Below are 26,803 nucleotides of genomic sequence, written 5' to 3' on the forward strand. Positions count from 1 at the left end.
TTGGGCGTGCTGGCGATCCTTTGGGGTGGCGGGTCTGATGACGCGTGAAGAGGGTCGGCTGCAATCGCGGAGTGTTCACTTGGTCTGATGCAACAAAGGGAGCCAGCCCAACAGGGCTTTGCCACTTTTGACCTCGCGAACCTGTATGGAGGCAGGCCCGGAAGCCCTGTGGACCGTCAGGGTGGGGAGTGTGCCAACCGGAGTCAGCCAGGAACGCCGCAACGGCTTTTCGCGGTCGCCAGGGTCACGTGTCATTTCGGATGGCGTGCGAGGGGTTGGGCTGAGGCCGTCGATCCGGAATGCATCCGTCGGTGAGAGGCGCCGCGACAACACCTGGGATCGATTGCGCCAAGGCTCCCCGGCGTGGGCAAGGTCAGCGCTGGACGTGGCAACGCGTGAGGGCGGTGGGGCTTGTTCGCTTCCCCGGAAGACGCCTTGCGGCGCGGGGGCATCGGCCGCGCGGCTACCCGGGCGCCTACTCCAGGGAGAGCAGGTCCAGGGCCACGAGCTTTTCGAGCAACACGGACCGGTTGGCCGGCTTGACCAGATAGGCCGAAACCTGGCTGTCGAACAGCGCGGTCATGGTGTTGGTCTCGTCGTCCATGGAGGTGACCATGACGGCCCGCATGCGGCCCTCGGGGGGGACACCGGCGGCTTCCTCGATCTCGCGAAGATGGGCCAGGGTCTCGTGGCCGTCCATGTGGGGCATGATGATGTCCAGAAAAACCACGTCGAAGGCCTCGCCCCCGGCCAAGGCCTGACGGACCGTCTCCAGGGCTTCCGGGCCGCTGGCGCACATGACGCAGTGGGCCAAGCCGGCGAGGTGGGCGGCCAGGACATGGCGGCTGGCCGGATCGTCGTCCACGACAAGCACCCGCATGGGGCTTCTCCTTGCAACATGCATCCAATAAAAAAAAGCATATGCTTTCTTTAGGGAATTATCAAGAAAAAACCTGTGAGCACTGGCGTTCACGGGGTGATGGCTCACGCTTTTCTAGGAAAAACGTCCCGTTGTGCCGGTGCTGCGATGGGCGTAAGGCATGGAATAAGACCCCAGGTCTTAAGGAGCATGCTATGGAGAACGAACAGCAAGAAGGCACGGCGACGACAGGGAACATCATGTATATCAGAGGGGTTCCCTTCCGATGTCCAACCGGGGCCGCAACGCCACCAGTACATGGCCACCACAACACGCCCGGCCGGCCGGCGTTGCGTGGGGTGTCGGCAACGCCCGCCCTCGCGGCCGCCACCGGCAACACCGTCGTATTTCCGGCTGTCGACACCCCGGCCGCGGACAGTTTCCAACCGGGACGGGCCATGGCCGCCGCCGGGCGTTGCGGCCTTATGGGCTGCGCCTCGCGGTCCCAGTCCGCTTTCATGAAAAGCCGCCGCTCTGTCCGGGTCTTCGCCGACAGGGTCGTTTCCATGCGGGTGCTGCGCGATCTCGTGGCTGCCGCCAGTTGGGCCCAGCCCGGCGACGCCCCGGGACAGGCCCGGTTCGTCATGGTGGAATCCGAACCGGCCATGGACCGGATGTCGGACCTGGCCGCCGGCTGGTTGCGCCGGGAGGGCATCCTGGTCGACGGCCTGGGGCCCGAGGGCAAGGCCCGGGAAGTGGTCTTCGGCGGCGCGCCCCATATGGCCGTGGCCTTTGGGCCTCGGGACGAAGCTGCCGCCGCGGCCTGCTCCCTGGCCGTGGCCCGCATGGAATGGCTGGCCTTGGGCGCCGGGCTTGGCGTGTGCTTTGCCGGCGAAATGGTCCAGGCGGCGGCCGGCTGCCCGGAACTCGCCGCGGCGCTCGCCATACCGGACGCGGCCATGGTCCATGCCGCTGTTTTCATCGGCTATCCCGGCTCGCGCACCGCGCGTCCGGAGGCTATGCCGGGAACCCGGATCATCTGGTTGTAAAGGTGTTGCCGTCTTCGGGCCTTGGCCCGAGTGTTTTCGCGCGGATCGCCGCGCCGACCCGTAAGCGCGCATAACGGGTCCCCCCTTCCTCAGGGACCGTCGGCCGGCCCCGCCCCCTGCCTCCGGGTCCGGCCGGCGCACCCCCCGATTTTCTCCCGGTATCCTCCAGGGGAGCACGCCACTTTCGCGTGCCTGCTTGCAAACCTTCCCGGTGCGGGTAGGGTCTGTTGCCGAGCCGGCGGATGCCGTCGGCGGATGTGTCGTCAGCAAGGAGGTCCGGGATGGAGCTGATTACGGTCGATGCGGCCAAGTGCAAGAAGGACGGGTTGTGCGTGTTGGTGTGCCCGAGCGGAGCGCTGGGCGCGGACGGGGAGGGGGGGCCGGTCGCGGTCGATGCGGCCGTGTGCAACGCCTGCGGGCATTGCGTGGCCGTGTGCCCCCACGGCGCCTTGGCCAACAGCCGGGTGGACGCGGTCGATCCGGCCGTGGGCGTGCGGGAGAACCTGCGTGCCTGGCCCGAGCCGGCCGTGGTGGACGGGATGCTGCGCGGCCGGCGCTCCATCCGGGCCTACAAGGACAAGCCCCTGCCCCGCGAGGTGCTGGAGGAGCTCCTCGACGTGGCCCGCCACGCCCCCACCGCTTCCAACGAGCAGGAGATCCGCTGGATCGTCACGGTCGATCCGGCCAAGGTCCGGGAATTGGCCGGGCTTACGGCCGCCTTTTTCGCCCGAAACGGCCTGCGGCCGAAGTATTCGGCCATGTGGGAGCGCGGGCTCGACTATTTCCTGCGCGGCGCGCCGGCCCTGGCCGTGGTCTACACCGATGTCGCGGCGCGCTTCGGCGCAGCCGACTGCGGCATCGCGCTGACGTTCATGGAACTGGCCGCCGTGTCCCGGGGCCTGGGCACTTGCTGGGCCGGGCTTCTGACCGCCGCCGCCAACGGCGATCCGGCCGTGGCCCGGGCGCTCGACCTGCCCGAGGGCCAGAAGGTCCACGGCGGGCTCATGCTCGGCTACCCGAAAGCCCGCTATGCCGGCGTGCCGCCGCGCAACCCCGTCCAGGCCCGCTGGCTGTAGGGGCGGCCTTACGCGATATCGGCCTTGACGATGACCAGGGTGATGTCGTCGTCGCGGGGGGCCCCGGCCTGGAAATCGGCCACGTCCTTGTGGGCGGCGGCCAGGATGTCCCCGGCCGGGGACATGGCATGGGCCCGGATGACCGCCCGGAAGCGGTCCTTGCCGTACATCTCGCCGGCCGGATTTCGGGCCTCCCAGATGCCGTCCGTGCCGAGCGCCAGGACCTGGCCGGGCTTGAGCCCCGGGTGGGACTGGCCCTCGTAGGCGTAGTCGGGCAGGACGCCAAGGGGCAGCCCCGGCCCCATGAGTTCACCGAAGGTGTCGGTGGCCGGGTCGTAGATCAGTGCCGGGTCGTGGCCGGCCCTGGCCCACTCCAGATGGCCGGCCGGGGCCAGGCCGCCGCCAGCCAGGCGCAGGTAAAAAAGCGTCAGGAACCGGCCCGAGTCCATGGTGTCGCGGCACAGCAGGGCATTGGCCAGGCTGATCAGCCCGGCCGGATCGGCCCGGCCGGCCCGGCCGCCGCGCAACAGCGCCCGGCCCGTGGCCATGAAAAGCGCCGCCGCGATGCCGTGGCCCGTGGCGTCGCCGACGATCACGTCGAGCCCGCCCTGGCCGTCGCCCTCGATGGTCAGGAAATCGAAATAATCGCCGCCGGTCTCGTCGCAAAACCGGGTGGAGCCGGCTATGTCCAGGCCGGCAAGCGTCGGCGGGGCGTTCGGCAGCAGGTTTTGCTGCACCTCCATGGCCAGAAGCATGTCCTGCTTGAGCCGCAGCCGCTCGGCCAGCTTGGGGGCCATGGCATTGAAGGTCATGGCCAGGTGGGCCAGTTCGTCGCGGCCGGTGACCGGGGCGCGGGAGTCCAGGTCGCCCTGGGCCAGCTTGCCCGCCGCCTGGCACAGGGCCGTGACGGGTTTCGTGACGGCCCGGGCGCCGAAGGAGGCCAGCACCACCGCGCCGGCCACGGCCAGCAGGCTCGCGGCCACGACCACGGTCAGCATGCCCTGGGTGCGGGCCAGGATGGCCGCTTCGGCCGTGTCGGCCTGGCGCAGCACGGCCTCGCGCGGCACGAGCACCAAAAGCCCGGCCGGGGTGTCGGGAAAGGGCTTGAACACGGCGAAAAAGTCCTGGCCATCCAGGGCCATCGCGAGCTGGACCGGCTTTTTGGAGGCGATGGCCGCGGCCAGCCGGCCGGCGGCGGCCGGGTCGCTGGCCGCGAAGGGTTCCGGCGCCAGCGGCGTGTTCCAGGTCAGGGCCGTGCTCAGGAAATTCTGGCTGCCGATGACTTCCAGCGCCCGGTCGCCGGCGGCTTCGTCGCGCCGCACGAGCAGCGCCTTGACCCCCGTGCCCCACCGCCGCGACAGGTCGCTTTCCGGCAGCATGGCCTCGAGCGGCGCGTCGATGGCGGCCACGCCCAGCAGCCGCCCGTCGGCGGCGGTGACCGGCGTGGAGACCGTGGCCGTCAGCCGGCCCGTGGAGGCGTCGACCAGGATGCTCCAGGCGGCCTCCTTGCGGGCGAGCGCCTCCTTGTACCAGGAACGCTGCCGGGGGTCGTAGGTTTCGGGCAGGCGGCCGTGGCCCGGGAAGCTGGCCATGAGGCCGTCGGGCAGGGCCACGTAGGCCCAGAGCATGTTGTCCGTCAGTTTGGCCCGCAGCAGTTCCATGGTGGGCAACAGCCCGGCCAGCCGGTCGGCCTTGCCCTTGGCCAGGGCCGTGCCCCGGGGGTGGCTGAGGGACAGGGCCTGGGCCGTGGACGGCACGGGGTAGTCGGGCAGGGGGGCCAGCCCCGGCGGCAGCCCGCCGGCGGCGTCGAATTCCTCGGCCGTGCGGGCCGGGGTGGCCGTGTCCGCCGGGCCGGACAGGGCCGTGCGGGCCTCCTGGGCGAGCAGGGCCACGGACAGTTCCATCAGGCGCCGGTTGTCGTTTAAGTCCTCGCCGATGAGGTCCACCATGAGCCCCAATTCCTGCTCGGCGGCATGGCGGTAGGAGAGGGCTGCCCGTTCGGCCAGTTCGTCGCCGAGCAGCCGGCCCTCGCGCAGGGCGTAGAAACTGATGGCCACAAGGGGCGGCACGGCCAGGACCAGGAGGATCAGAAGCAGTTTGGTGCGTATGCGCATGGACTCCTCGGCGCCGGCGAAGGGGGATGGAGGGTGCTGTCGGTCCATTTCTAGGGATGCGGCGGCGGTTTGGCAAGAAGCGGGCCAACGGCCTTGACAGGCCGGGGCGCAGCGGGTAACGACTCCCCTTCGCCTTGCTCTTTCCGATGGGATGACCCCGGGAGGAAGGGCCATGGACCACAAGGAGGAACCATGCGGAAGTACGAAGCGCTGCTGCTGCTCTCCCCCGAGCTCGCAGCCGACAACCGGCAGGAGATCCTCGAGAACCTCAAGGGTGTTCTCGAGCGCCAGGAGGCCAGCATGCTGGCCGTGGACGAATGGGGCATGCGCGAGCTGGCCTATCCCGTCCAGAAAAAGACCCGCGGCCATTACACCCGTTTCGAGTTCGCCGCCCCGGCCACGGCCATCGCCGAATTCGAGCGCATCGTGCGCATCACCGACGGCATCATGAAGTTCGTCACCGTCAAGATTGCCGACAAGTACGTGCCCGAGGGAGCGTAAGCCATGGCGTTCAAGAAAAAATTCACCCCGAAGAAGAAGTTCTGCCGTTTCTGCGCCAACAAGAACCTGCCCATCGACTACAAGCGTCCGGACATCCTCAAGGATTTCGTCACGGATCGCGGCAAGATCATCGCCCGGCGCATCACCGGCACCTGCGCCAAGTGCCAGCGTCGCCTGACCCTGCAGATCAAGCGCGCCCGGCAGATGGCCCTTCTGTACTACACGGCCACCCACAGCGCCGAGCTCCTCAAGAAAATGTAAGGTAGGGACGCCATGGAACTCATTTTGCGCGCGGACGTGGAGAACCTGGGCAGACTTGGCGACAAGGTCGCCGTCAAGCCCGGCTACGGCCGCAACTATCTGATCCCCCAAGGCCTGGCCATGCTGGCCACCGAAGCCAACCTGCGCCGTTTCGAAAACGAGCGCAAGAAACTGCAGGCCAAGCGGGACGCGCTCATGGGCGCGGCCCAGACCCTGGCCGACAAGCTGGCCGCCGCCGTCATCGTCATCGAGGTGCGCGTGGGCGAGGGCGACAAGCTCTACGGCTCCGTCACCTCCGCGATCATCGCCGACAAGCTGGCCGCCGCCGGCGTCGAGATCGACCGCAAGAAGATCGTGCTCGACGAGCCCATCCGGGCGCTGGGCCAGTACGAAGTGGCCGTGAAGCTCTTGCCGGAACTGCGCGGCAAGGTCAGCGTCACGGTCGTGCGCCAGGGTGGCAACGAGGAAGAGGAAGTGCTGGCCGCCCCGGCCGCTTCCGCCCCCGCCTCCGCCGAAGCCGATGGACAGCCCGAGGAAGAAACCGCGTAACGCCAAGTCTTCCGGCCTTGTCGGAAGCGGCGAGCCGCTCTCCGGGCAGGCCCTGGAGCGGGTCTCCGCCGACGTCCTCAAAAAAGTCCCCCCCCAGAACCTCGAAGCCGAGCAGGCGGTTCTGGGGGGGATTTTACTCAAGAACTCCATCCTGTTTAATCTCGTCGACCTGGTCGGCGAGGACGATTTCTACTCCCCGGCCCACCGCTGCATCTTTCAGGCGATCCTCGATCTTTCGCGCCAAAACGCCCCCATCGACCTGGTTTCCCTGGCCGAGGCCCTGCGCGCCTCGGGCCGCCTGGACGAGGTCGGCGGCCCGGCCTACCTGGCCGAGCTGACCGGCTCCACCATCGCCGCGGCCAACGCCCTGCACCACGCCGGCATCGTGCGCGAAAAGGCCGTGCAGCGAAAGCTCATCGGCGCGGCCGTGGACATCATCAGCCGCTGCTACGAAGGCGGCCAGGAAACCGAAAAGCTCCTCGACGAATCCGAGCAGGCCATCTTCGCCATCGCCGACTCGAAAACCACCAAGGGCCTGCACTCCTCCAAGGACCTCGTCACCCGCGTTTTCGAGCAGATCGAAAAGCGCATGGAAAACAAGGAACTGGTCACCGGCGTGCCCACCGGCTACTACCAGTTCGACGAATACACGGCCGGGCTCCAGCCCTCCGACCTCATCATCATCGCCGGCCGGCCCTCCATGGGCAAGACCGCCTTTGCCATGAACGTGGCCATGCGCGGCGCGGCCATGCACGGCGTGCCCACGGCCGTGTTTTCGCTCGAAATGTCCATGGAGCAGATCATGCAGCGCATGCTGTGCTGCTGGGGCAGGGTCGACCTGGCCAAGCTGCGCCGGGGGCGGCTCGACGACGAGGATTGGGCCAAGCTCTACGACGCCGCCAACCATCTTTCCGCCGCGCCCATTTACGTCGACGACACCCCGGCCATCACCACCATGGACCTGCGCGCCCGCTGCCGGCGCCTCAAGGCCGAACACGGCCTGGGCCTGGTCGTGGTGGACTACCTGCAGCTCATGCGGGCCTCGCGCCACCTCGATTCGCGCGAGCAGGAGATTTCCGACATCTCCCGAAGCCTCAAGGCCCTGGCCAAGGAGCTGCACCTGCCGGTCATCGCCCTGTCCCAGCTCAACCGCAAGGTCGAGGAGCGCGCCGACAAGCGTCCCATGATGTCCGACCTTCGCGAATCGGGCGCCATCGAACAGGACGCCGACGTCATCATCTTCCTCTACCGGGCCGCCGCCTATAAGAAGAAAGAGGAACTCACGCCCGAGGACAACGTGGCCGAAATCATCATCGGCAAGCAGCGAAACGGCCCCACGGGCATGGTGCGGCTGACCTTTTTCAAGGAATCCACGTCCTTCGAGAATCTTTCCGACATCCCGCCCCCGTCCGAACTGGGCTTCGGCTAGTGTGGCGTTCGCTCAAAAATATGTTGCTATTTTATCGAAAAAAATAATTATTTAAGTCTGTTGCTCTCGAAATTCGGATGCACGCATTTTGAGGACGCGACACGAGGAGGCGCCCCGTGAAGGGGGCGGGCCAGGCCGCACAGCCACGACGGGCTGCGCCTCGGATTCGGCCAGGGACCTCGGCAAGGGAACGAACGGTATTTGAGAAAACGGCAATGTCGCCGCGGTGCTGCCCAGCCGCGGGCCGGCGCCTGCCGCCTGGGCGCGGTCGCCTGGGCCTGGCGGCCATCCGTCCTTGTCCGGGGCGGCCTTCCCGGGCGGGGCGGCCGTCGGGGAGCGGGGGCAACGCCTGCCGGCCGTGGCCGGGAAGCGCTTGCCGCCCCCGCCGGGCCGGCCCGCCGGCGCAAAGGGTACGGCGAGGCGGCTGCCGCGGCCCGACAGGGGCAATCGGGAGAGGCTTGCGTGAGTGTTTTGTTGCTCGTCGTGTTCCTGCTTGTGCTGCTGGCCTGCCTGACCCTGCATGTGCTGGGGCTGCCGGCCAACTGGCTGCTGCTTGGCCTGGTGGCCGCCTGGGACTACTTCCACCCGGCGCCGCACCTGGGGTTCGCCTTTTACGCCATGCTCGTGTGCGTGGCCCTGGCCGGCGAGGCGGTGGAGCTTTTCGCCCAGCTCGTGGGGGCGAAAAAATACGGGGCCACGGGCAAGGGCAACCTGGGCGGGTTTCTGGGGGCATTTGCCGGGGCGCTGCTGGGGGCGCCGTTTTTTCTGGGGGTGGGGGCGTTGTTCGGGGCCGTTGCCGGGGCCTTTTTCGGCTGTTATGTTTTCGAGCGCGCCCACGGCCGCACCGGCGCCGAAGCCCGGCGCGCGGCCATGGGGGCCATGTACGGCAAGGTTTTCGGCATGACCGCCAAGGTGGCCTGCGGCGTCGTCATGTGGGCGGCCACGGCCAGGACGCTCTGGCCGGCCTGACGTCCCATACGGGATGCATACGCGGCCGTCGGGTCCCGCCCGGCCGGGCAGGGGCGCTGACGGCGCGACACGGGGAGAAGGAAGCGGCATGATCACGGTCAGCGATTTCCCGGCCTACCGGGGCAAGATGGAATATGTCTGCCTGGGCTGCCAGGCCCGGTTCGACATCCGGGAGCTTTACTACACCTGCCCGCATTGCGGCGGCGTGTTCATCCTCGAAGACACCACCTTCGACAGCCTGCTCGAATACCCCCCCAGCTTCTGGCAGTCGCTTTTCGACAAGCGCGCCGCCACGCGCGTGACGGCCCTGCGCGGCGTGCTGCGCTTCTACGAGCTCATGGCCCCGGTCGTGGACGAGGGCGACATCGTCTACCTGGGCGAGGGCAATACGCCCCTGGTCGCGGCCAACGAGGCCCTGACCGAAGCCGTGGGTGTGCCGTTTTACTACAAAAACGACGGCCAAAACCCCAGCGCCTCCTTCAAGGACCGGGGCATGGCCTGCGCCTTCAGCTATTTGAAGCACCTGGTGCGGGTGCGTGGCTGGGATTCGGTGCTGACCGTGTGCGCCTCCACCGGCGACACCTCGGCCTCGGCCGCCCTCTACGCCGCCTATGTCGGCGGGCCCATCAAGTCCGTGGTCATCCTGCCCAAGGGCAAGGTCACGCCCCAGCAGCTGGCCCAGCCGCTGGGCAGCGGGGCGACCGTCATCGAGGTGCCGGGCGTGTTCGACGACTGCATGAAGGTCGTGGAGCACCTGGCCGACAACTACCGGGTGGCGCTTCTCAATTCCAAGAACGCCTGGCGCATCCTCGGCCAGGAGTCCTATGCCTTCGAGGTGGCCCAGTGGTTCGGCTGGGACACCTACCGCAAGTGCGTGTTCGTGCCCATCGGCAACGCCGGCAACGTCACGGCGATCATGAGCGGCTTTTTGAAGCTCAAAAAGCTCGGCATCATCCGTTCCCTGCCGCGCATTTTCGGCGTCCAGTCCCACCACGCCGACCCGGTCTGGCGCTACTACGACGAGGCCGACCCGGCCAAGCGCCACTACGAGCCCGTGGCCGTGACCCCGTCCGTGGCCCAGGCGGCCATGATCGGCAATCCGGTGTCCTTCCCGCGTGTGGCCCATTTCGTGGAGCAGTACGAAAAGATCGGCGGCCCGGGCAGCTTCCAGGTGGTCCAGGTGACCGAGCAGGCCATCATGGAGGGCATGCTCACGGCCAACCGCCACGGCCACATCAGCTGCACCCAGGGCGGCGAGTGCCTGGCCGGGCTGCGCAAGGCCAAGGAACTGGGCCTGGTCGAACCGTCGGAGATCGCGATCCTCGACGCAACGGCCCACCACCTCAAATTCATCGGCTTCCAGGAGATGTATTTCGAGGGCACCTTCCCGGCCGCCTACGGCATCACCCCCGAGGCGCAATACGTCAACCGGCCCCAGGCGATCCTGACCGAGGCCGACAAGGCGGCCCTGTCCCCCGAGGACTACACGGCCGCCGCGGCCGCGGCCATCGTCGCGGCCCTGGGCCTGGCCCGCAAATAAGGGCTCCCCCCGGCCGCAAGGGGCCAGCGGGGCCACGCGGCTGCCTCGGTACGAAGGCCGGCCAGGCGGGAGCCTGCGTAGCCAGGCCACCCAGCGGCCGTGACGGCTTGGTGCGCGGCTGGCCCGGGGGCCGTATCGCGGTGCCGGCGTGCGGCCCGGGCCAGAGAAGCCGGTTCGTGCTGGCCGGCTCGGGTCGGCCTGCGGTCAGGGCGCTTCGGGCCTATCGGGCAGCGGGGAATCGTCCGCGCCGAGGGGCCGGCCGCCTGCCGGGCGCAGCCCTTTGTCGTAGACCGCCGCCGTGGCCTCGCCCGAGGCGTTGTCGTATTTGAGCTTCAAGACGAGGCCGCCCGGCAGTTCGCTGACGTAGTGGCTGACCCCGCCCGCCTCCTTGACCTTGACCGGGCCGCCGGCGCCTTCCGGCAGGTCCTTGAGCAGGTCGTTGACGTTGGCCACGGTGGCCCGGATGAGCCGGGCGTAGAAGACGCCGTCCACGAAGGCGTAGGCGATGGCCGGGCAGGCCGTTTCGTGGATCCGCAGGCGGCAGTTGCCCACGTAGTTGTAGTAGGCCACGCCGTCTTTTTGGCGGTACGGGACGAAATGGCCGTCGTCGATGGCCGAGAGTTTCGCGCCAAACGGCAGCCGGGCGCAATCGAAGGCCAGGCCGGGCACGGCCAGGCCGGGCACGGCCAGGCCCAGCGACAGGATCAGGCAGGCGAGGCTGGCCCCGTGGCGCATGGTTCGCTCCTTGTCGGTCGCGGCCCGGGCGCGGCCCGGCCGCCAGAAAGCAAGGGGCGGGGCCGGCGCGCACGGTGGCGCATCCTTCCACGGCCGGCCCAGGCCGTCAACGCGCGCCCTTGGCCTGGCCGGGCGGCCGGGGTGCCATCCCCGGGGAATTGCGCTAGGATCGGGACACGCGCACGGCCCAGGCCCGGCTTCGGCCCGGCCCGGGGCCGCGCGAAGGAGGGAGCATGCGCATCGCCGCCGATATGACCGAACTCGTGGGCGCAACGCCCATGGTCTGGCTGAACCGCCTGGCCGCGGGCTGTGTGGCCCGCGTGGCCGCAAAGCTCGAATCCTTCAACCCCTGCTCGTCGGTCAAGGACCGCATCGGCGTGGCCATGCTGCGGGCCGCCGCGCGCGAGGGGAAAATCGGGCCGGATACCGTCATCGTCGAGCCCACCTCGGGCAATACCGGCGTGGGCCTGGCCTTCATGTGCGCCGTGACCGGCCGCAAGCTCATCCTGACCATGCCCGAATCCATGAGCCTGGAGCGCCGGGCGCTGTTGCGCGGCTTCGGGGCCGAGCTGGTCCTGACCCCGGGGGCGCTGGGCATGCGCGGGGCGGTGGAGCGGGCCAGGGAGCTCGTGGCCGACTTGCCGAGCGCCTACATGCCCATGCAGTTCGCCAACCCGGCCAACCCCGAGGCCCATGCCGCCACCACCGGCCTGGAGATCTGGGAGGATACCGACGGCGCGGTGGACGTGTTCGTGGCCGGCGTGGGCACGGGCGGAACGCTCACGGGCGTGGCCCGGGCCATCAAGGCCAAGAAGCCGTCGCTGCGGGCCGTGGCCGTGGAGCCGGCCTCCTCGCCGGTCCTTTCCGGCGGCAAGCCCGGCCTGCACGCCATCCAGGGCATCGGCGCGGGCTTCGTGCCCGAGGTGCTGGACCGCAGCCTCGTGGACGAGGTCTTTGCCGTGACCAACGAGGCTGCCCTGACCACGGCCCGGCGGCTGCTGCGCGAGGAGGGCATCCTCTGCGGCATCTCCTCGGGCGCCAATGCCCATGCCGCCATCGAGATCGCCAAGCGGCCGGAAAACGCCGGCAAGGTCGTGGTGTTCGTGGTCTGCGACACGGGCGAGCGCTATCTGTCCACGCCACTTTTCGCCGAGGAGGCCTGATCCCCGTGCCGGAGAACACATTGCCCAGGCCCCGCAAGCGCACCGTCGTCGAATGGGCGGCGGAAATGCTGTGCGAGGAGGCCTCCTACCGCAAGGTCTACCACCGCCCCCTGCACGACGAGCCCATGCCGGCCATCCCGGTTTTGGCCGAGATCATACAGCGCCTGCGGGCCGTGATCTTCCCCGGCTATTTCGGCCATTCCGACATCACCCCGGAGAACATGCGCTTTCACATCGGGGCCAACCTCGATGCCCTAAACCGCCTGCTCACCGACCAGGTGCGCCGGGGCTACTGCTTTTTCTGCGAGCTCGACCGGGCCGGCAACTGCCAGGACTGCGAAGCCCGGGCCCAGAAGCTGGCCGGGGATTTCCTCATGCGCCTGCCCGACATCCGCGAGATGCTGGCCGCCGACGCCCAGGCCGCCTACGAGGGCGACCCGGCCTCGCGCTCGCCCGGCGAAACCATCTTCTGCTACCCGAGCCTCACGGCCCTGACCCACTACCGGGTCGCCCACGAACTCTTCCTCCTCGGCGTGGACCTCATCCCCCGCATCCTGACCGAAATGGCCCATTCGGCCACGGGCATCGACATCCATCCCGGGGCGACCATCGGCCGGAAGTTTTTCATCGACCACGGCACGGGCACGGTCATCGGCGAGACCTGCCGCATCGGCGACGGCGTGCGCCTCTACCAGGGCGTCACGCTCGGGGCCAAGAGCTTTCCCAAGGACGCCGAGGGCAAGCTCGTCAAGGGCATCCCGCGCCATCCCATCGTGGAGGACGACGTGACCATCTACTCCGGGGCCACGGTCCTTGGCCGCATCACCATCGGCAAGGGCTCGGTCGTCGGCGGCAACGTCTGGCTGACCGCCGACGTGCCGCCCTATTCGCGCATCGTCCAGCAGCATCCCGGCGGCGCCGTCATCATCGACGGCGGCGGCATCTGACGCAGCCCCGCCCACGTCCGATGGCGGGGCGCAAACGACGCGCCCCGGCGGCGGCCTCCGACGCCTGCCCCCCGACCGCCCCAGGCAACGAAACCGCTCCCCGGCGCCGCTGGACAGGCGGCCGCCGGGGTGGGCGGGTTCGTTTTTCGCCGGGGAGGTTTGCCCGGCCTTGGCGGCTGCCGGGAAGGGCCGCTGCCTGAAGCCGCGACGGCCCCCGGCATTTTGCGGCCGGCACCTTCCAGCAGGCCCTTCCTGCCGTCTTGACGGAAGGCAGTGAATATCCCTACACGGTGCAAAATGTATCGCCCGATGTTGTCGCGTATGATTTGGCGTGGCGGGCGAGGTGCTGAGGACGTTGTATGCTTGGCCAATCCGCAGTGACAGACTTGCCTGCCGATATCTTGTTACGCATTGTGAACCTGCAAACGGATATCGTCAAATTGGGCCACGACCTCGGCAGTGTCCTAGCCTTCGTCATCGAGCAGGTGCAAATCCTGACCGGGGCTCAGGGCGCGGTGGTGGAATTGGCCGAAGGCGACGAGATGGTCTACCGGGCGGCCTCCGGTATCGCCGGGCCACAGCTGGGCCTGCGCCTGGCCCGTCGCGGCAGCCTGTCGGGGCTTTGCATCGAGACCGGCGAGGTGTTGCTGTGCGGCGACAGCGAAACCGATGCCCGCGTCGACCGGGAGGCCTGCCGCAAGGTCGGGTTGCGGTCCATGATCGTGGCGCCGCTTTGCCACAACGGCACCGTGGTCGGCGTGTTCAAGATCGCCTCGCCCGATGCGGCTTTCTTCACCTCGGGGCATGTGACCATCCTGCGGCTTCTGGCCGAGCTCATCGCCGCCTCGATGTATTACAGCGCCCGGTACGAGGCCAGCGAACTCTATCACCGGGCCACCCACGACCTGCTGACCGGCCTGGCCAACCGGGCGCTTTTCTACGACCGCCTGCGCCAGGCCCTGGCCCTGGCCCGGCGCCGGGCGACGCCTGTGGCCGTGCTCAACCTCGACATGGACGGGCTCAAGGCCATCAACGACCGCCACGGCCACCGGGCCGGCGACGCCGCCATCCGGGAATGCGCCCTGCGCATCCACCGGGCGGCCCGGGCCTCGGACACCGTGGCCCGGCTTGGCGGCGACGAGTTCGGCGTCATCCTGTCCGAACTGCTGGATCGCGGCGGGGCGCGCCAGGTGGTGGAGCGCATGGCCCGGGAGATCCGGGCGCCCTTTGTCTACGAGGAGACACCCCTGGCCATCGACGCCAGCATCGGCCTGGCCGTGTTTCCCGAGGACGCCACGGAGATGGACACCCTGGTGGAGGAGGCCGACCGGGCCATGTACGCGGTCAAGCGCTCGCGCAAGGGCGAGCCGGACTGACGGCCGCGATCCCGGAAAAACGAGCCGCCCCGCTGGTCCGTGACAGCGGGGCGGCTTTTTATGGGAGTCCATCCAAGCGGTTGGCAAACCGGATCGGTCAGGGCAGCAGGTGGTCCTCGCAGGCTTCCCCGTTTTCCAGGGCGTCCAGGATGTCATCGACCTTGTCTTCGCTGTCGATGCCCCGGTACCACCAGTTCTCCGGCATCACGACCACGATGGGGCCTTCCTCGCACTGCTTCATGCAACCGGTGCTGACGATGCGGGCGTCGATGTCCCGGTCGAGCACGCCTTCCTCGAAGTAGCCCAGCAGGTTGTGCGAACCTTTCTTGTGGCAAATACCCTTGGCCTCGCCCTTGACGCGGAAGCTCGCGCAGACGTTGATCAGGTATTTGGGCTTTTCAATGGCCATGCGTTACGTCTCCCTTGCGGTTTCGGTTCCGGTGTTACATCTGGAGTTCGAAGCGGGTTTCGGGGGCGTCGCGGTCCTGACGGCCCATGAGGGCTTCCAGGAACTTCTCGAGCAGGCGCATGGCGCCGGAGTAGCCCACGGACGGGAAGTACTGGTGGCCGACGCGGTCGAGGATGGGGAAGCCGTGGCGGATCAGCGGAATGTCCTCGTCGCGGGCGATGTACTTGAGGTAGGTGTTGCCGATCAGCAGGTCGACCGGGTCGTTTTTGATCCACTGGTGCAGCAGGTACATGTCGGCCTGTTCGCCGCACTTGTACTTGCAGTCGTAGGGCACGCCCTTGAGCAGCTCGGCCATGCGCTCGTCGAAGTACTTGCCGGACGTTCCGGTCACGGTGTAGGCCGGGATCATGCCCAGGGTGACGCAGAATTCGACCAGGGCCAGCAGCTGGTCGGGGTCGCCGGCCAGGGCCACTTTCTTGCCGTAGAGGTACTGGCTGTAGTCGGAGATGACGTCCACGACCTGGCCGCGTTCGAAGTTGACGGCCTCGGGCACGGCCACGCCGGCAATCTTGCGCAGGGCGTCCACGTAGCGGTCCGTGGCGTGCAGGCCGATGGGCAGGCCGAGGATGGTGCCCGGCACCTTGAACTCGGCGTCGAGGTAGTTGACGGCGTCGGTGGTGGCCCAGCGGCCGAGGCCAATGGTGCCCTTGGCGTCGCCCATGGAGGCGATTTCCTCGGGCGTGGTGCCGGCCTTGGGGTACATTTCGTAGTGGCCGGTCAGCGGGCCGTTTAAAACGCCGTTGGTGTCGGGCACCAGGACGATGTCGATGCCCATCATGGTGGCCAGGCGGCGCATCTCGGCCATGTCCGAGGGCTCGCAGAAGCCCGGGATGATGTTCACTTTCCCGTTGGGGGTGCCGGTTTTTTTCACGAACCCCTTGAGGATGCCCTTGACCATGTTCGAGTAGCCGGTGACGTGGGTGCCGACGTAGCTCGGGGTGCTGGCGTAGATGATGTGCTTGCCGGCCGGCACCTTGCCGTCGTCCTTGGCCTTCTGCGAGATCTGCAGGAGGTCGTCGCCGATGGTCTCGGACAGGCAGGTGGTGTGGATGGCGATGGTTTCGGGGTCGTAGATGGTGAAGATGTTGTCGATGGCCGCGATCAGGTTGGACTGGCCGCCGAAGACCGACGAACCTTCGGTGAAGGACGAGGTGCCGGCCACGACCGGTTCCTTGTAGTGCCGGGTGAGCGTGGAGCGGTGATAGGCGCAGCAGCCCTGGGAGCCGTGGCTGTGGGGGAAGCAGCCCCGCACGCCGAGCGCCGCGTACATGGCGCCGATGGGCTGGCAGGTCTTGGCCGGGTTGACGGTGAGCGCCTTGCGTTCCTTGATCTCGCCGGTGGTGTGTCGCAAAAGGGCCATGATGCGTTCCTTATCGTAAGCTGAGCGTGTTTTTTTACGAGGCGACGTAGCTGGCTTCCAGCTCGGGGCCGCCCTGCTGCCAGGGAGCCTTCATGAGGTCCCAGACCTTGGTGTTCACCATGCGGTCGATGTCGTGGTACCAGTTGATGGCGCCTTTGAAGCCGGCGTAGGGGCCGCCGATGTCGTAGTTGTGCAGCTGCTTGAGCGGCACGCCCATCTTCTGGATGATGTACTTTTCCTTGATGCCGGCGCAGAAGATGTCGGGCTTCATGATCTCGATGATTTTTTCGGTCTCGTAGTGGTTGATGTCATCGATGATCATGGCGTCCTTGCTCATGCCGCCGATCATGCCCTCGTAGCCCTTGAAATCCAGGCCGCATTCCTCGAGCTTCTTCATTTCCTCGGCGCTCTTGCGGGGGCTGTAGCGGGTGGGGTCGGGATCGATCTCCAGCTCCTCGATGTTGCGGGAGTCGGCGTCGACCTTGATGTTGGGCAGCACGTGGCGGCCTTCGTAGTCGTCGCGGTGGGCGAACTCGTAGCCCGCGCCGAGGATCTTCATGCCCAGTTCGCCGAAAAGCTCCTGGTAGTGGTGGGCGCGCGAGCCGCCGACGAAGATCATGGCCGACTTGCCCTCGGTGCGCGGCCGGATGCCGTCCACGACCGCCTGGACCTCGAGCATCTCCTCGGCGATGACCTTCTCGACCCGGTCCATGAGTTCCTGGTCCTCGAAGTAGGCGGCCATGCGGCGCAAGGACTTGGCCGTGGCTTCGGCGCCGATGAAGTTGACCTTGACCCAGGGGATGCCGAATTTGGTTTCCATCATCTCGGCCACGTAGTTCAGCGAGCGGTGGCACATGACGGTGTTGAGGTCGGCCTTGTGGGCGATGCGGAAGGAATCCACGGTGGAGTTGCCGGAGAAGGTGGCGATCAGGGTGAAGCCGCACTTCTCCAGGATGCGCTCGATCTCGAAGGCGTCGCCGCCGATGTTGTACTCGCCGAGGATGTTGACCTTGAACTTGCCCTCGACCGGCGTGTCGTCATCGGTGCCGATGATGTGCTTCATGATCTGGTTGTTGGCGATGTGGTGGCCGGCCGACTGGGACACGCCCTTGTAGCCTTCGCAGGAGTTGGCAAACACGGTGATGCCGAGCTTTTCCTGCATCTGCCGGGCCACGGCGTGGATGTCGTCGCCAATGAGGCCCACCGGGCAGGTGGAGAAGATGGAAATGGACCGGGGATGGAAGTTGTCGTAGGCTTCCTGGATGGCCGCGGCCAGCTTCTTCATGCCGCCGAACACGATGTCGTGCTCGGTCATGTCCGTGGAAAAGGAGTAGGGGATGAAGTTCTCGCCGTCGGGGCCGGCGTCGGTCTGGTTGCGGCGGGTGAGCCAAGAGTAGAAGCCGCAGCCGATGGGGCCGTGGGTCAGGTTGACGATGTCGCGCGAGGGGCCAAGGACCACGCCTTTGCAACCGGCGTAGGTGCAGCCGCGCTGGGTGATGATGCCCGGAATGGTGCGGACGTTGGCCTGGATTTCGGGAATGTCGCCGCCCTCGGCGCCGGGGACCATGGCCTTGGCCCGCTTGCGCGCCACCTTCGTGGGCATCTTGGCGATCAATTCCTTCTTGATCTCTTCGGTATTCAGGGGCTTGGTGCTCATCTCGATGCTACCTCATTAGCTCTTAAACGGTCCGGGAACGTCCGCGCTCGCCTAGACGATGGCCGCGTCGCCTTCTTCGCCGGTCCGGACCCGGATGGAATCGGAGACGGGCATCACGAAGACCTTGCCATCGCCGGCCCGTCCGGTCTTGTTGACGGAAATGAGGACTTCCACCGCCGCCGGGACCTTGTCGTCGGGCACCACCAGGGAGATGATGCGCTTGGGGTACAGCCGGCCCTTGGTGCCGAGCAGGGCGATGGCTTCCTCGTTTCCGGCGGCGGCTCCCTCGAGCACGTCCTGGTTGACCAGGCCCTTGCCGCGGCCGTAGCCCTCGCGGGCCACGAAGGCCGGGATGCCGGCGTCGGCCAGGGCCTTCTTGGTCTGGTTCATCTTGTTCATGCGGATGACCGCCATGATCTCCTTCATGACCGCCTCCCTTAGGATTCCTTCACGCCGGAGGAAATGGTGTACATCTCTTCCACGGGGCTCACGAAGATCTTGCCGTCGCCGAAGGCGCCCTTGGCCCCGGTGCGGGCGCTTTCCATGATGGTCTTGACCACGAATTCCTTGTCCTTGTCGTCGACGACGCAGATCAGCATCACCTTGGGGATCTCGTCGTACTGGATCTCGCCGATCTTGATGCCGCGCTGCTTGCCGCGACCGGCCACGTTGAACTTGGTCACCGCCGGGAAGCCGGCGTCCATCAGGGCGGCCAGGACGTCATCGCATTTCTCGGGACGCACGATTGCTCTCACCATGGTCTGCATGTCGAAACTCCTTCCTGTGCGCGTGGGGTGTCGTTTGAGGTTGTCGGCCGGGCTAGTTGGAGATGCCGAAGTCGATGAGCAGCTTTTCCAGGGTGTTGATTTCGATGGGCTTGGGAATCACGAACATGTCGTTGGCGTCGATCTTCCGGGCCAGGGCCCGGTACTCGTCGGCCTGGGGATGCTCGGGCGAGTAGTCGATGACGGTCTTGCGGTTGATCTCGGCGCGCTGGACCTGGTTTTCGCGGGGCATGAAGTGGATCATCTGGGTGCCGAGCTGGCGGCACAGCTCCTCGATCATTTCCTTTTCCTGGTCGACCTTGCGGCTGTTGCAGATGATCCCGCCCAGGCGCACGCCGCCGGTGTCGGCGTACTTGACGATGCCCTTGCAGATGTTGTTGGCGGCGTACATGGCCATCATTTCGCCGGAGCAGACGATGTAGATCTCTTCGGCCTTGCCGTCGCGGATGGGCATGGCGAACCCGCCGCAGACGACGTCGCCGAGGACGTCGTAGAAGACGTAGTCGAGGTGCTTTTCTTCCTCGTAGGCGCCGAGCTGCTCGAGCAGGTTGATGGAGGTGATGATGCCGCGGCCGGCGCAGCCGACGCCGGGCTCGGGGCCGCCGGACTCGGTGCACATGGTGCCGCCGAAACCTTCCTTGAGGATATCGTCGAGATCGACGTCCTCGCCTTCCTCGCGCAGGGTGTCGAGGACGGTCTTCTGGGCCAGGCCGTGCAGGAGCAGGCGGGTGGAGTCGGCCTTGGGGTCGCAACCGACCACCATGACCTTCTTGCCCATCTCCGCGAGACCGGCGACCGTATTCTGGGTGGTGGTGGACTTGCCGATGCCGCCCTTACCGTAGATAGCGATTTTACGCATTTTGTAATGCCTCCTGCTGCAGAGTGTGATGGGACCCTCTTAAGCAGGAGTCATGCCAGGATGGGAAAGTCGTGATGCATTCCGTCTAGGTCTTTGAAATAAAAGAAAATAATGTTTTCGGGTCGCACCCCGCCTCCGGACGGACGCCCGGAGGAAACAAAAATGTCGCCCGGCAAGCGACAATTTTGTTGTGTCGGCTGGATGGGCGGAATGTGCCGCCGCGCTCCGGGCCGCCCCGGATGACCGGCCGCCAGGGCACGGCCAAAAGGGACCCGCGCAGGCGCTTCGCCGCCGGCCGGGCCGCCTGGGGAACGGGGCGAAGGCTGCGCCCGGCAGCGGATCGGGTTGCGTGGGGAACGGGGTGAGGAATGCGCCCGGTGGCGGACCGGGTTGCGTGGGGAACGGGGTGAAGGTGCATTCAGTAGCGGACCGGGCCGCCCTGGGTGAACAGGCCGGGCCGCCTGGGGAACGGGGCGCAGGTGCGCTCAGTAGCGGATCAGGCCGTCGCGGATGACCGCCCGGGCCGCGTCCACGGCCGCGGCGTCGAAGCCCGTGCCCCGGTGCCGGGCGAGCTCGTCCAGGGCGGCGGCCACGCCCAGGGCCGGCCGGTAGGGCCGGTTGGAGGCCATGGCGTCCAGGACGTCGGCCACGGCCAGGATGCGCGCCCCCAGGGGAATGGCCGCCTCGGTCAGCCCCCGGGGGTAGCCCGAACCATCCAGGCGCTCGTGGTGGGCCCAGACGACCTCGGCCACGGGCCAGGGGAAGTCGATCTCCTTGAGGATCTCGTAGCCGGCCTGGGCATGCTGGCGCATGAATTCCCACTCGAGCCCCACCAGCCGGCCGGGCTTGCACAGGTAGCGCACCAGCACCACGATCTTGCCGATGTCGTGGAGCTGGCCGGCCACCCGGATGCCGGCCGATTCGTGGTCGGACAGGCCCAGGTGGCGGGCCATGGCCGTGGCCAGCCGGGCCACGCTGTCCTGGTGGCCGGCGGTATACGGGTCGCGGTAGCGCACCGTCTTGGACAGGGAGGTGACGGTCTGGTGGAACAGCCGCCGGGTGCGGGCCAGGCTCTCGCGCAGCTGTTCCTGGGACATCCGCCGTTCGGTCACATCCACCATGGAGCCTTCGTGGAGCACCACCTGGCCATTGCCGTCGCGCACCGCCCGGGCGTGGATGGACACCCAGATATGGCTGCCGTCCGCCCGGCGCAACTCGGCTTCCAGGGCGCGGACCGTGCCTTCCGTTTCCAGGTCCCGGCCCAGGTGCCGGCGGTCCTCGTCGTCCACGAACAGGCGGACCGCCGCCTCGGGGTCGCCGGTGAGCGCCGCGGCCGAGGCGAAGCCGAGCATGGTGCTCAAGGCGTCGTTGACCGTGACGAACCGGCCGGCCGGGGTCATCTGGAAGAGCCCCTCCACGGCGTGGACGAAGATAGCCTGGTATTTCTCCTCGGCCTCGGTCAGGGCCCATTTGGTGCTTTTTTCCGCCGTGATGTCGCGCAGGTAGCCGAAATAGTAGTGCTCGTCCGCCCCGTTTTCCACGAGCCTGGCCGCTTCCTCCACCCACAGCACGAAGCCGTCCCGGCCCAGGGCCTGGTATTGCCGGCCGGTGACCTGGCCGGCCGTGGCCAGGTCCTCGAGGATGGTCCGGCGGGATTCGGGGTCCAGGTAGTGCTGGTCCGGGGAGGCGGCCATGGCCTCGAGGTAGTGGGCCGGGGCGTCGTAGCCGAACAGCTGGGCCATGGCCCGGTTGACCTCGAGGAAGGCCCCGCCCGGGGCGCGCAGGTAGATGGCCAGGGGCGCGTCGTGGAACAGCACCGCCACCGCGTCCAGGGGGACCGCGGCCCGGTCGGCGGCAGGCGGGGCGCCGTTGGCGGCAGGCGGGGAGCGGTCGTCCACGACAGGCCCTTACCGGCTGAGGAAGCGCCGCACCAGGGCGACGAGGCTTCCCGGTTCAAAGGGCTTGACGATCCAGCCGCTGGCCCCGGCGGCCACGGCCCGCTGGCGCATGTCGCTTTGGGATTCCGTGGTCAGCACCAGGATGGGCGTGAACCGCGTTTCCGGTCGCTGGCGCAGCCGGCCGAGCAGTTCCAGTCCGCCCATGCCCGGCATGTTGATGTCGGTGATGACCAGGTCGACGCCGCCGGCGACCTTGTCCAGGGCGTCGGCCCCGTCCACGGCTTCGACGATGTCGTAGCCGGCCTGGGCCAGGGTCCTGGACACGAGCGATCGCACGCTTTCCGCGTCATCGACGGTCAAAATACGCTTGGAAGCCATCACCGCTCCTTGCCGGGGACGTTGCCAGCACTTATTGTTGGATCAATATGGAGCATCGACAGCCTTGGCAAGCCTTGACCCGGGATTTCCCCGGGCAGGCGATTCGGCCGCGCCGGGCCGCCATGTCGCGTGGACAGGCCCGGCGCGGCTGTGCTATGGCACTTACCCTTACAACGCGCGGGCCTCTCTCGTCTCCGCCCGACTCCCGGAGGACTCCAGTTTGAACAGTTTCGCGAAAAATCTCATGCTTTGGGCGGCCATCTCCCTGGTCATGGTCGTCTTGTTCAATCTGTTCAACCAGCCGCAAAGCCAGAGCGCCAAGCTCTCCTATTCCGATTTCATCCAGAAGGTGAACGCCGGCGACGTCGTTTCCGTGAAAATCCAGGGGCCGAAGATTTCCGGCGTCACCACCGGCGGCGGCAAGTTCATGACCTACGCCCCCGAGGACCCGTCCCTCGTCTCCACGCTGATGCAGAAAAAGATCGAGGTCATGGCCGAGCCCGACGAGGAATCGCCCTGGTACATGTCCCTGCTCGTGTCCTGGTTCCCCATGCTGCTGCTCGTCGGCGTCTGGATCTTTTTCATGCGCCAGATGCAAAACGGCGGCGGCCGGGCCATGAATTTCGGCCGTTCCCGGGCGCGCATGATCACCCAGGAGTCCACCCGCGTCACCTTCGAGGATGTGGCCGGCGTGGACGAGGCGAAAGAAGAGCTGACCGAGGTCGTGCAGTTCCTGTCCGATCCCAAGAAATTCACCCGCCTGGGCGGCCGTATCCCCAAGGGCGTGCTGCTGGTCGGCTCGCCCGGTACCGGCAAGACCCTGCTCGCCCGGGCCGTGGCCGGCGAGGCCGGGGTGCCCTTTTTCTCCATCTCCGGCTCGGACTTCGTGGAAATGTTCGTCGGTGTCGGCGCGGCGCGCGTGCGCGACCTGTTCATGCAGGGCAAGAAAAACGCCCCGTGCCTCATTTTCATCGACGAGATCGACGCCGTGGGCCGCCAGCGCGGCGCCGGCCTCGGCGGCGGCCACGACGAGCGCGAACAGACCCTGAACCAGCTCCTGGTGGAAATGGACGGCTTCGAGTCCAACGAGGGCGTCATCCTCATCGCCGCCACCAACCGGCCCGACGTCCTGGACCCGGCGCTTTTGCGCCCCGGCCGCTTCGACCGCCAGGTCGTGGTGCCCACCCCGGACGTGCGCGGCCGCCGGCGCATCCTGGAAGTCCATTCCCGGCGCTCGCCGCTGTCCCCGGACGTCAACCTCGATGTCCTGGCCCGGGGCACGCCCGGCTTTTCCGGCGCCGACCTGGAAAACCTGGTCAACGAGGCCGCCCTGCAAGCGGCCAAGGTCAATAAAAACCACGTGGACATGGCCGATTTCGAGCACGCCAAGGACAAGGTGCTCATGGGCAAGGAGCGCCGCAGCCTCATCCTCACCGACGAGGAGAAGCGCACCACGGCTTACCACGAGGCCGGCCATGCCCTGGTGGCCAAGAAGCTGCCCGGCTCCGACCCCATCCACAAGGTCTCCATCATCCCGCGCGGCATGGCCCTTGGCATCACCATGCAGTTGCCGACCGACGACAGGCACAACTACTCGCGCGACTACCTGCAAAACAACCTGGCCGTGCTCATGGGCGGCCGGGTGGCCGAGGAGTTGGTGCTCAACCAGATGACCACCGGCGCCGGCAACGACATCGAACGGGCCACCAACATGGCCCGCAAGATGGTCTGCTCCTGGGGCATGAGCGAGGTGCTGGGGCCGCTGTCCTACGGCGAGCGCGACAACGAGATCTTCCTCGGCAAGGACCTCGTGCACCACAAGAACTTCAGCGAGGAGACCTCGCGCCAGATCGACGCCGAGGTGCGCAAAATCGTGGAAGCGGCCTACCGCCGGGCCCGCTCTATCCTGGAGGACGAGCGCGAGGCCCTGGAGTCCGTGGCCCGGGCCCTGCTCGAACGGGAAACCATTTCCGGCGAGGACATCGACCGGCTGCTGCGGGGCGAAACCCTCCCCCCGCCCGAAGCCCCGGCCGGGAAACCGGAGGCGACGGCCGGGGAGAGCTCCGCCGCCAGGCCGGAGAGCACGCCCGACAGCGCTTCTGGCGCCGCGGCCGCCAGCGGCGCGGCCCCGGCGACGGCACCGGCGGCCCCGGGCGAGCCGGCGACTGAGGCCGCCCCGGCCCCCACGGCGCCCGCGTCCTCCGCATCCCCCGCCACGCCTGACGAGTTCACCCTGGAGCCCGACGACGAACCGGGCAAGCCCGACGGAAACGGCCATGGCCGCTGACGGCCCGGCCGCCGTCTGGCGGCTCGGCCGGGGGCTGACCCTCGACTGCGCGGCCAGCCGGGTCGCCGGCATCGTCAACGTCACCCCCGACTCCTTCTACGACGGCGGCCGCCACAACGAAACGGCCGCCGCCGTGGCCCACGGCCAGGGCCTGGCCGCCGCCGGCGCGGACATGCTCGACGTGGGCGGCGAATCCACCCGCCCCGGGGCGCCGCCCGTGCCCCTGGAGGAAGAGCTGCGCCGGGTCGTGCCGGTGATCGCCGGCCTGGCCGCCGCCCTGCCCGGGCTGCCCCTGGCCGTGGACACCTACAAGGCCGGCTGCGCCGCCGCCGCCCTGGAGGCCGGGGCCGTGGCCGTCAACGACGTCTCGGCCTGTTCCTTCGATCCGGGCCTGCTCGAGGTCGTGGCCTCCCACAAGCCCGGCTACGTGCTCATGCACAGCCTCGGCCGGCCGCAAACCATGCAGGACGACCCCCGTTACGACGACGTGGTCGAGGACATCCTGCGCTTTTTCGAGGAAAAACTGGCCATGCTCGTCAAAGCCGGCCTGCCCGAGGCCCACGTGGTCGTGGACCCGGGCGTCGGCTTCGGCAAGCGGCCCGAGCACAACCTGGCCATCCTGCGCCATCTGGGCCGCTTCGCCAGCCTCGGCCGGCCCGTGTACCTGGGCGTTTCCAACAAATCCGTGTTCGGGGCCGTGCTCAAACTGCCCGTGGAACGCCGCGACGAGGCCACGGCCGTGGTCGGGGCCTTGTGCGCCGGCAAGGGGGCGCGCATCCACCGGGTCCACGACGTGGCCAGGACGGCCCTGGCCCTGCGCCTGGCCGCCGCCATCGGCTAAACCCCGCCTGCCGCGCCCATGTCCGCCGCCTTTTTCGAAAACCTGCGCCTGTCCTGGGTCGAGGTCCTGGACATCGCGCTGGTCACCTTCATCTTCTACCGGGGGCTTTTGCTCATCCACGGCACCCGGGCCGTGTCCGTGCTCCACGGCTTCCTGCTCATCTGCATCCTCTATTACCTGTCCGGCGAATTCGGCCTCAACACCCTGCATTGGCTGCTCACCAACTTCCTGAGCTCCGTGTTTTTGGTGCTCATCATCCTGTTCCAGGCCGACATCCGCAAGGCCCTGTCCAGCGTGGGGGCCTGGGGCTTTTTCCGGTCCAAGCGCCGCGAGGCCATTACCGAGGCGGCCCTGGACGAATGCGTCCTGGCCGTCTTCCAGATGGCCCGCAGCCACACCGGGGCGCTGCTCGTCTTCGAGCGCCGGGTGCCGCTTGGCGACTGGATCGCCCGCGGGGTGGAGCTTTCGGCCCGCATGAGCAAGGAGCTTATCGGCACCATCTTTTTTCCGGACACGCCGCTCCATGACGGCGCGGTCATCGTCCAGGGCGAGACCCTGGCCGCCGCCGGCTGCATCCTGCCGCTGGTCGCCGGCGTGCCCCTGGACGCGTCCCTGGGCACCCGGCACCGGGCCGCGCTCGGCATCACCGAGGAAACCGACGCCCTGGCCGTGATCGTGTCCGAGGAGCGGGGCGTGGTGTCCGTGGCCGAGGGCGGCAAGCTCATCTCCCCGGTGGACGAGCGCACCCTCAAAACCATGCTCTGGAACCTTTTTACCAAACGCTCATGAAACCCAACTGGCAGTACCTCTTTCTGGCTTTCGCCCTGGCCCTTTTCTGCTGGTACCTGACCACCGGCCGGGAAAAGGTGGACACCTGGATGACCATGCGCGTGGAGATGACCGGCGCGCCCGAGGGGCTGTACATCAAAAACGGCATGGTCGGCTCGGTGGACGTGCTGGTGCGCGGCCCCAAGGGCGTGGCCCGCAAGATCGAGGACAGCCAGCTCGTCTATACCCTGGGCCTCGGCAAGATCGTGCCCGGCAGGAACCGCATCGTCTTCGACGCCAAGAACATCCCCCTGCCCAAGGTTTACGAGGTGGTGGAGATCCGGCCCTCGCGCCTGGAGCTCGACGTGGAGCAGCGCGCCGTCAAGACCGTGCCGGTCAAGGTGGCCTTGCGCCCGGGCGTGGCCGAGGGCTATGCCGTGTCCGGGGCCAGGGCCGTGCCCGACACCGTGCGCCTCACCGGCCCGGCCTCGCGCCTGGAGGCCATCAAGGAGGTCCGCACCCAGCCCGTGGCCGTGCCCAACCCGCCGCCGGCCCGGGTCGAGGAGCTGGTCGCCCTGGACGTGCCCGAGGACGTGGACGCCACCCCCCCGTCGGTGCGCGTGTCCATGGCCGTGGCCGGCAAGGAGGCGGAGGTGACCCTGCGGGCGCCGCTGTCCCTGACGCGGCCCAAGGGCCGCACCGTCGAGGCCGTGCCGGACGTGGTGACCCTGCGCATCAAGGGGCCGGGCGCCATCCTCTCGGACAAGGACTTTCCGGGCCTGGTCGAGGCTTCCCTGGAGTTGAAGCCGGATATCGAACCGGGTAAGTATACCGCGTCCTACCGGGTGAAGATGCCGCAGGGTTGCGAGCTCATCGAGGCCAAGCCCGACAAGGTGAGCCTGACGGTCAAGTAGGCCCGGCAAGCGGGTCACG

Annotated in this window: 26 protein-coding genes; 15 read left to right on the forward strand and 11 right to left on the reverse strand. The window is 67.7% G+C overall.

Annotated elements, in window-relative coordinates; all coding sequences use genetic code 11:
• Positions 1–475: 475 nt before the first annotated feature.
• Complete coding sequence (locus tag ACP59X_RS09060) at positions 476–880, reverse strand: response regulator (protein WP_428568208.1); 405 nt, start codon at positions 878–880, stop codon at positions 476–478.
• Between the two features lie 437 nt (positions 881–1,317).
• Between ACP59X_RS09060 and ACP59X_RS09065 the strand changes: the two genes are divergently transcribed.
• Together ACP59X_RS09065 and ACP59X_RS09070 are read left to right on the forward strand one after the other, a co-directional pair.
• Complete coding sequence (locus tag ACP59X_RS09065) at positions 1,318–1,908, forward strand: nitroreductase family protein (RefSeq protein WP_428568210.1); 591 nt, start codon at positions 1,318–1,320, stop codon at positions 1,906–1,908.
• A 281-nt stretch (positions 1,909–2,189) separates the two neighbouring features.
• Positions 2,190–2,984, forward strand: a complete 795-nt coding sequence (locus ACP59X_RS09070; protein WP_428568213.1) for a nitroreductase family protein — start codon at positions 2,190–2,192, stop codon at positions 2,982–2,984.
• A gap of 8 nt (positions 2,985–2,992) precedes the next feature.
• On the opposite strand, the gene ACP59X_RS09075 is transcribed toward ACP59X_RS09070, so the two are convergent.
• A complete protein-coding gene (locus tag ACP59X_RS09075; RefSeq protein WP_428568216.1) occupies positions 2,993–5,098 on the reverse strand; it encodes a SpoIIE family protein phosphatase in 2,106 nt (701 codons plus the stop codon).
• Between the two features lie 192 nt (positions 5,099–5,290).
• On the opposite strand from ACP59X_RS09075, the gene rpsF reads away from it, so the two are divergent.
• The 6 genes from rpsF (at position 5,291) to thrC (ending at position 10,347) form a co-directional block, all read left to right on the forward strand.
• Positions 5,291–5,599 carry a 30S ribosomal protein S6 gene (gene rpsF / locus ACP59X_RS09080; protein ID WP_428568219.1) on the forward strand — a complete coding sequence of 103 codons (309 nt, stop codon included), beginning with the start codon at positions 5,291–5,293 and terminating at the stop codon, positions 5,597–5,599.
• Between the two features lie 3 nt (positions 5,600–5,602).
• Entirely contained in the window at positions 5,603–5,860 is a 258-nt protein-coding gene (gene rpsR / locus ACP59X_RS09085; RefSeq protein WP_428568223.1) for a 30S ribosomal protein S18, read from the forward strand.
• Positions 5,861–5,872: 12 nt separating this feature from the next.
• Positions 5,873–6,409: a 50S ribosomal protein L9 gene (gene rplI, locus ACP59X_RS09090; RefSeq protein WP_428568225.1), complete on the forward strand. Its 537-nt coding sequence runs from the start codon at positions 5,873–5,875 to the stop codon at positions 6,407–6,409.
• Positions 6,381–7,838: a replicative DNA helicase gene (gene dnaB / locus ACP59X_RS09095; protein WP_428568228.1), complete on the forward strand. Its 1,458-nt coding sequence runs from the start codon at positions 6,381–6,383 to the stop codon at positions 7,836–7,838. Before rplI ends, dnaB begins: the two co-directional genes overlap by 29 nt.
• Before the next feature lie 462 nt (positions 7,839–8,300).
• The gene (locus tag ACP59X_RS09100) at positions 8,301–8,807 is read left to right on the forward strand and encodes a DUF456 domain-containing protein (protein ID WP_428568231.1); all 507 of its coding nucleotides are present in this window, start codon (positions 8,301–8,303) and stop codon (positions 8,805–8,807) included.
• 88 nt (positions 8,808–8,895) lie between these two features.
• Entirely contained in the window at positions 8,896–10,347 is a 1,452-nt protein-coding gene (thrC, locus tag ACP59X_RS09105; protein ID WP_428568234.1) for a threonine synthase, read from the forward strand.
• Between the two features lie 204 nt (positions 10,348–10,551).
• Here the strand turns inward: thrC and ACP59X_RS09110 are convergent, their stop codons facing one another.
• A complete protein-coding gene (locus tag ACP59X_RS09110; protein ID WP_428568237.1) occupies positions 10,552–11,082 on the reverse strand; it encodes a hypothetical protein in 531 nt (176 codons plus the stop codon).
• Between the two features lie 233 nt (positions 11,083–11,315).
• Between ACP59X_RS09110 and cysK the strand changes: the two genes are divergently transcribed.
• The 3 genes from cysK to ACP59X_RS09125 all read left to right on the forward strand — a co-directional run bounded on the left by cysK (position 11,316) and on the right by ACP59X_RS09125 (position 14,568).
• Complete coding sequence (cysK, locus tag ACP59X_RS09115) at positions 11,316–12,245, forward strand: cysteine synthase A (RefSeq protein ID WP_428568239.1); 930 nt, start codon at positions 11,316–11,318, stop codon at positions 12,243–12,245.
• A gap of 65 nt (positions 12,246–12,310) precedes the next feature.
• A complete protein-coding gene (gene epsC / locus ACP59X_RS09120; RefSeq protein WP_428569837.1) occupies positions 12,311–13,192 on the forward strand; it encodes a serine O-acetyltransferase EpsC in 882 nt (293 codons plus the stop codon).
• A gap of 401 nt (positions 13,193–13,593) precedes the next feature.
• On the forward strand, positions 13,594–14,568 hold the full coding sequence (locus ACP59X_RS09125; RefSeq protein WP_428568243.1) for a diguanylate cyclase domain-containing protein: 975 nt from the start codon (positions 13,594–13,596) through the stop codon (positions 14,566–14,568).
• A gap of 97 nt (positions 14,569–14,665) precedes the next feature.
• On the opposite strand, the gene ACP59X_RS09130 is transcribed toward ACP59X_RS09125, so the two are convergent.
• From ACP59X_RS09130 to ACP59X_RS09165, 8 genes are all read right to left on the reverse strand, one after another.
• Positions 14,666–14,977, reverse strand: a complete 312-nt coding sequence (locus ACP59X_RS09130) for a (2Fe-2S) ferredoxin domain-containing protein (RefSeq protein WP_428568246.1) — start codon at positions 14,975–14,977, stop codon at positions 14,666–14,668.
• A 34-nt stretch (positions 14,978–15,011) separates the two neighbouring features.
• Positions 15,012–16,397: a nitrogenase molybdenum-iron protein subunit beta gene (gene nifK, locus ACP59X_RS09135; protein WP_428568249.1), complete on the reverse strand. Its 1,386-nt coding sequence runs from the start codon at positions 16,395–16,397 to the stop codon at positions 15,012–15,014.
• A 34-nt stretch (positions 16,398–16,431) separates the two neighbouring features.
• Positions 16,432–18,054, reverse strand: coding sequence for a nitrogenase molybdenum-iron protein alpha chain (nifD, locus tag ACP59X_RS09140; protein ID WP_428568253.1), 1,623 nt, complete (start codon positions 18,052–18,054; stop codon positions 16,432–16,434).
• A 51-nt stretch (positions 18,055–18,105) separates the two neighbouring features.
• Positions 18,106–18,480, reverse strand: a complete 375-nt coding sequence (locus tag ACP59X_RS09145; RefSeq protein ID WP_428568256.1) for a P-II family nitrogen regulator — start codon at positions 18,478–18,480, stop codon at positions 18,106–18,108.
• A gap of 11 nt (positions 18,481–18,491) precedes the next feature.
• Positions 18,492–18,821, reverse strand: a complete 330-nt coding sequence (locus ACP59X_RS09150; protein WP_323408045.1) for a P-II family nitrogen regulator — start codon at positions 18,819–18,821, stop codon at positions 18,492–18,494.
• Between the two features lie 52 nt (positions 18,822–18,873).
• Complete coding sequence (nifH, locus tag ACP59X_RS09155; RefSeq protein ID WP_428568260.1) at positions 18,874–19,698, reverse strand: nitrogenase iron protein; 825 nt, start codon at positions 19,696–19,698, stop codon at positions 18,874–18,876.
• Positions 19,699–20,183: 485 nt separating this feature from the next.
• Positions 20,184–21,596, reverse strand: coding sequence for an HD domain-containing phosphohydrolase (locus tag ACP59X_RS09160; protein ID WP_428568263.1), 1,413 nt, complete (start codon positions 21,594–21,596; stop codon positions 20,184–20,186).
• A gap of 9 nt (positions 21,597–21,605) precedes the next feature.
• Positions 21,606–21,974 (reverse strand): response regulator, encoded by a 369-nt coding sequence (locus ACP59X_RS09165; protein ID WP_428568266.1) that lies wholly within the window; start codon positions 21,972–21,974, stop codon positions 21,606–21,608.
• A 220-nt stretch (positions 21,975–22,194) separates the two neighbouring features.
• Between ACP59X_RS09165 and ftsH the strand changes: the two genes are divergently transcribed.
• Genes ftsH through ACP59X_RS09185 form a run of 4 tightly spaced genes read left to right on the forward strand, consistent with a single transcriptional unit; the run spans position 22,195 to position 26,784 of the window.
• Complete coding sequence (gene ftsH / locus ACP59X_RS09170) at positions 22,195–24,261, forward strand: ATP-dependent zinc metalloprotease FtsH (protein ID WP_428568271.1); 2,067 nt, start codon at positions 22,195–22,197, stop codon at positions 24,259–24,261.
• Positions 24,251–25,102, forward strand: coding sequence for a dihydropteroate synthase (gene folP / locus ACP59X_RS09175; RefSeq protein ID WP_428568274.1), 852 nt, complete (start codon positions 24,251–24,253; stop codon positions 25,100–25,102). The genes ftsH and folP overlap by 11 nt, the downstream gene beginning before the upstream one ends.
• Positions 25,103–25,120: 18 nt before the next feature.
• Positions 25,121–25,891, forward strand: coding sequence for a diadenylate cyclase CdaA (cdaA, locus tag ACP59X_RS09180; RefSeq protein ID WP_428568277.1), 771 nt, complete (start codon positions 25,121–25,123; stop codon positions 25,889–25,891).
• Positions 25,888–26,784, forward strand: a complete 897-nt coding sequence (locus ACP59X_RS09185; RefSeq protein ID WP_428568280.1) for a CdaR family protein — start codon at positions 25,888–25,890, stop codon at positions 26,782–26,784. The genes cdaA and ACP59X_RS09185 overlap by 4 nt, the downstream gene beginning before the upstream one ends.
• Positions 26,785–26,803: the final 19 nt, after the last annotated feature.

It is taken from the genome of Solidesulfovibrio sp. DCME, from assembly GCF_049995385.1.
Classification (GTDB): Bacteria; Desulfobacterota; Desulfovibrionia; order Desulfovibrionales; family Desulfovibrionaceae; genus Solidesulfovibrio.

Coding starts and splice junctions, on each gene's coding strand:
- ACP59X_RS09060 (WP_428568208.1), bottom strand. CDS start 880: ATGCGGGTGCTTGTCGTGGACGACGATCCGGCCAGCCGCCATGTCCTG.
- ACP59X_RS09065 (WP_428568210.1), top strand. CDS start 1,318: ATGGCCGCCGCCGGGCGTTGCGGCCTTATGGGCTGCGCCTCGCGGTCC.
- ACP59X_RS09070 (WP_428568213.1), top strand. CDS start 2,190: ATGGAGCTGATTACGGTCGATGCGGCCAAGTGCAAGAAGGACGGGTTG.
- ACP59X_RS09075 (WP_428568216.1), bottom strand. CDS start 5,098: ATGCGCATACGCACCAAACTGCTTCTGATCCTCCTGGTCCTGGCCGTG.
- rpsF (WP_428568219.1), top strand. CDS start 5,291: ATGCGGAAGTACGAAGCGCTGCTGCTGCTCTCCCCCGAGCTCGCAGCC.
- rpsR (WP_428568223.1), top strand. CDS start 5,603: ATGGCGTTCAAGAAAAAATTCACCCCGAAGAAGAAGTTCTGCCGTTTC.
- rplI (WP_428568225.1), top strand. CDS start 5,873: ATGGAACTCATTTTGCGCGCGGACGTGGAGAACCTGGGCAGACTTGGC.
- dnaB (WP_428568228.1), top strand. CDS start 6,381: ATGGACAGCCCGAGGAAGAAACCGCGTAACGCCAAGTCTTCCGGCCTT.
- thrC (WP_428568234.1), top strand. CDS start 8,896: ATGATCACGGTCAGCGATTTCCCGGCCTACCGGGGCAAGATGGAATAT.
- ACP59X_RS09110 (WP_428568237.1), bottom strand. CDS start 11,082: ATGCGCCACGGGGCCAGCCTCGCCTGCCTGATCCTGTCGCTGGGCCTG.
- cysK (WP_428568239.1), top strand. CDS start 11,316: ATGCGCATCGCCGCCGATATGACCGAACTCGTGGGCGCAACGCCCATG.
- epsC (WP_428569837.1), top strand. CDS start 12,311: ATGCTGTGCGAGGAGGCCTCCTACCGCAAGGTCTACCACCGCCCCCTG.
- ACP59X_RS09130 (WP_428568246.1), bottom strand. CDS start 14,977: ATGGCCATTGAAAAGCCCAAATACCTGATCAACGTCTGCGCGAGCTTC.
- nifK (WP_428568249.1), bottom strand. CDS start 16,397: ATGGCCCTTTTGCGACACACCACCGGCGAGATCAAGGAACGCAAGGCG.
- nifD (WP_428568253.1), bottom strand. CDS start 18,054: ATGAGCACCAAGCCCCTGAATACCGAAGAGATCAAGAAGGAATTGATC.
- ACP59X_RS09145 (WP_428568256.1), bottom strand. CDS start 18,480: ATGAAGGAGATCATGGCGGTCATCCGCATGAACAAGATGAACCAGACC.
- ACP59X_RS09150 (WP_323408045.1), bottom strand. CDS start 18,821: ATGCAGACCATGGTGAGAGCAATCGTGCGTCCCGAGAAATGCGATGAC.
- nifH (WP_428568260.1), bottom strand. CDS start 19,698: ATGCGTAAAATCGCTATCTACGGTAAGGGCGGCATCGGCAAGTCCACC.
- ACP59X_RS09165 (WP_428568266.1), bottom strand. CDS start 21,974: ATGGCTTCCAAGCGTATTTTGACCGTCGATGACGCGGAAAGCGTGCGA.
- folP (WP_428568274.1), top strand. CDS start 24,251: ATGGCCGCTGACGGCCCGGCCGCCGTCTGGCGGCTCGGCCGGGGGCTG.
- cdaA (WP_428568277.1), top strand. CDS start 25,121: ATGTCCGCCGCCTTTTTCGAAAACCTGCGCCTGTCCTGGGTCGAGGTC.
- ACP59X_RS09185 (WP_428568280.1), top strand. CDS start 25,888: ATGAAACCCAACTGGCAGTACCTCTTTCTGGCTTTCGCCCTGGCCCTT.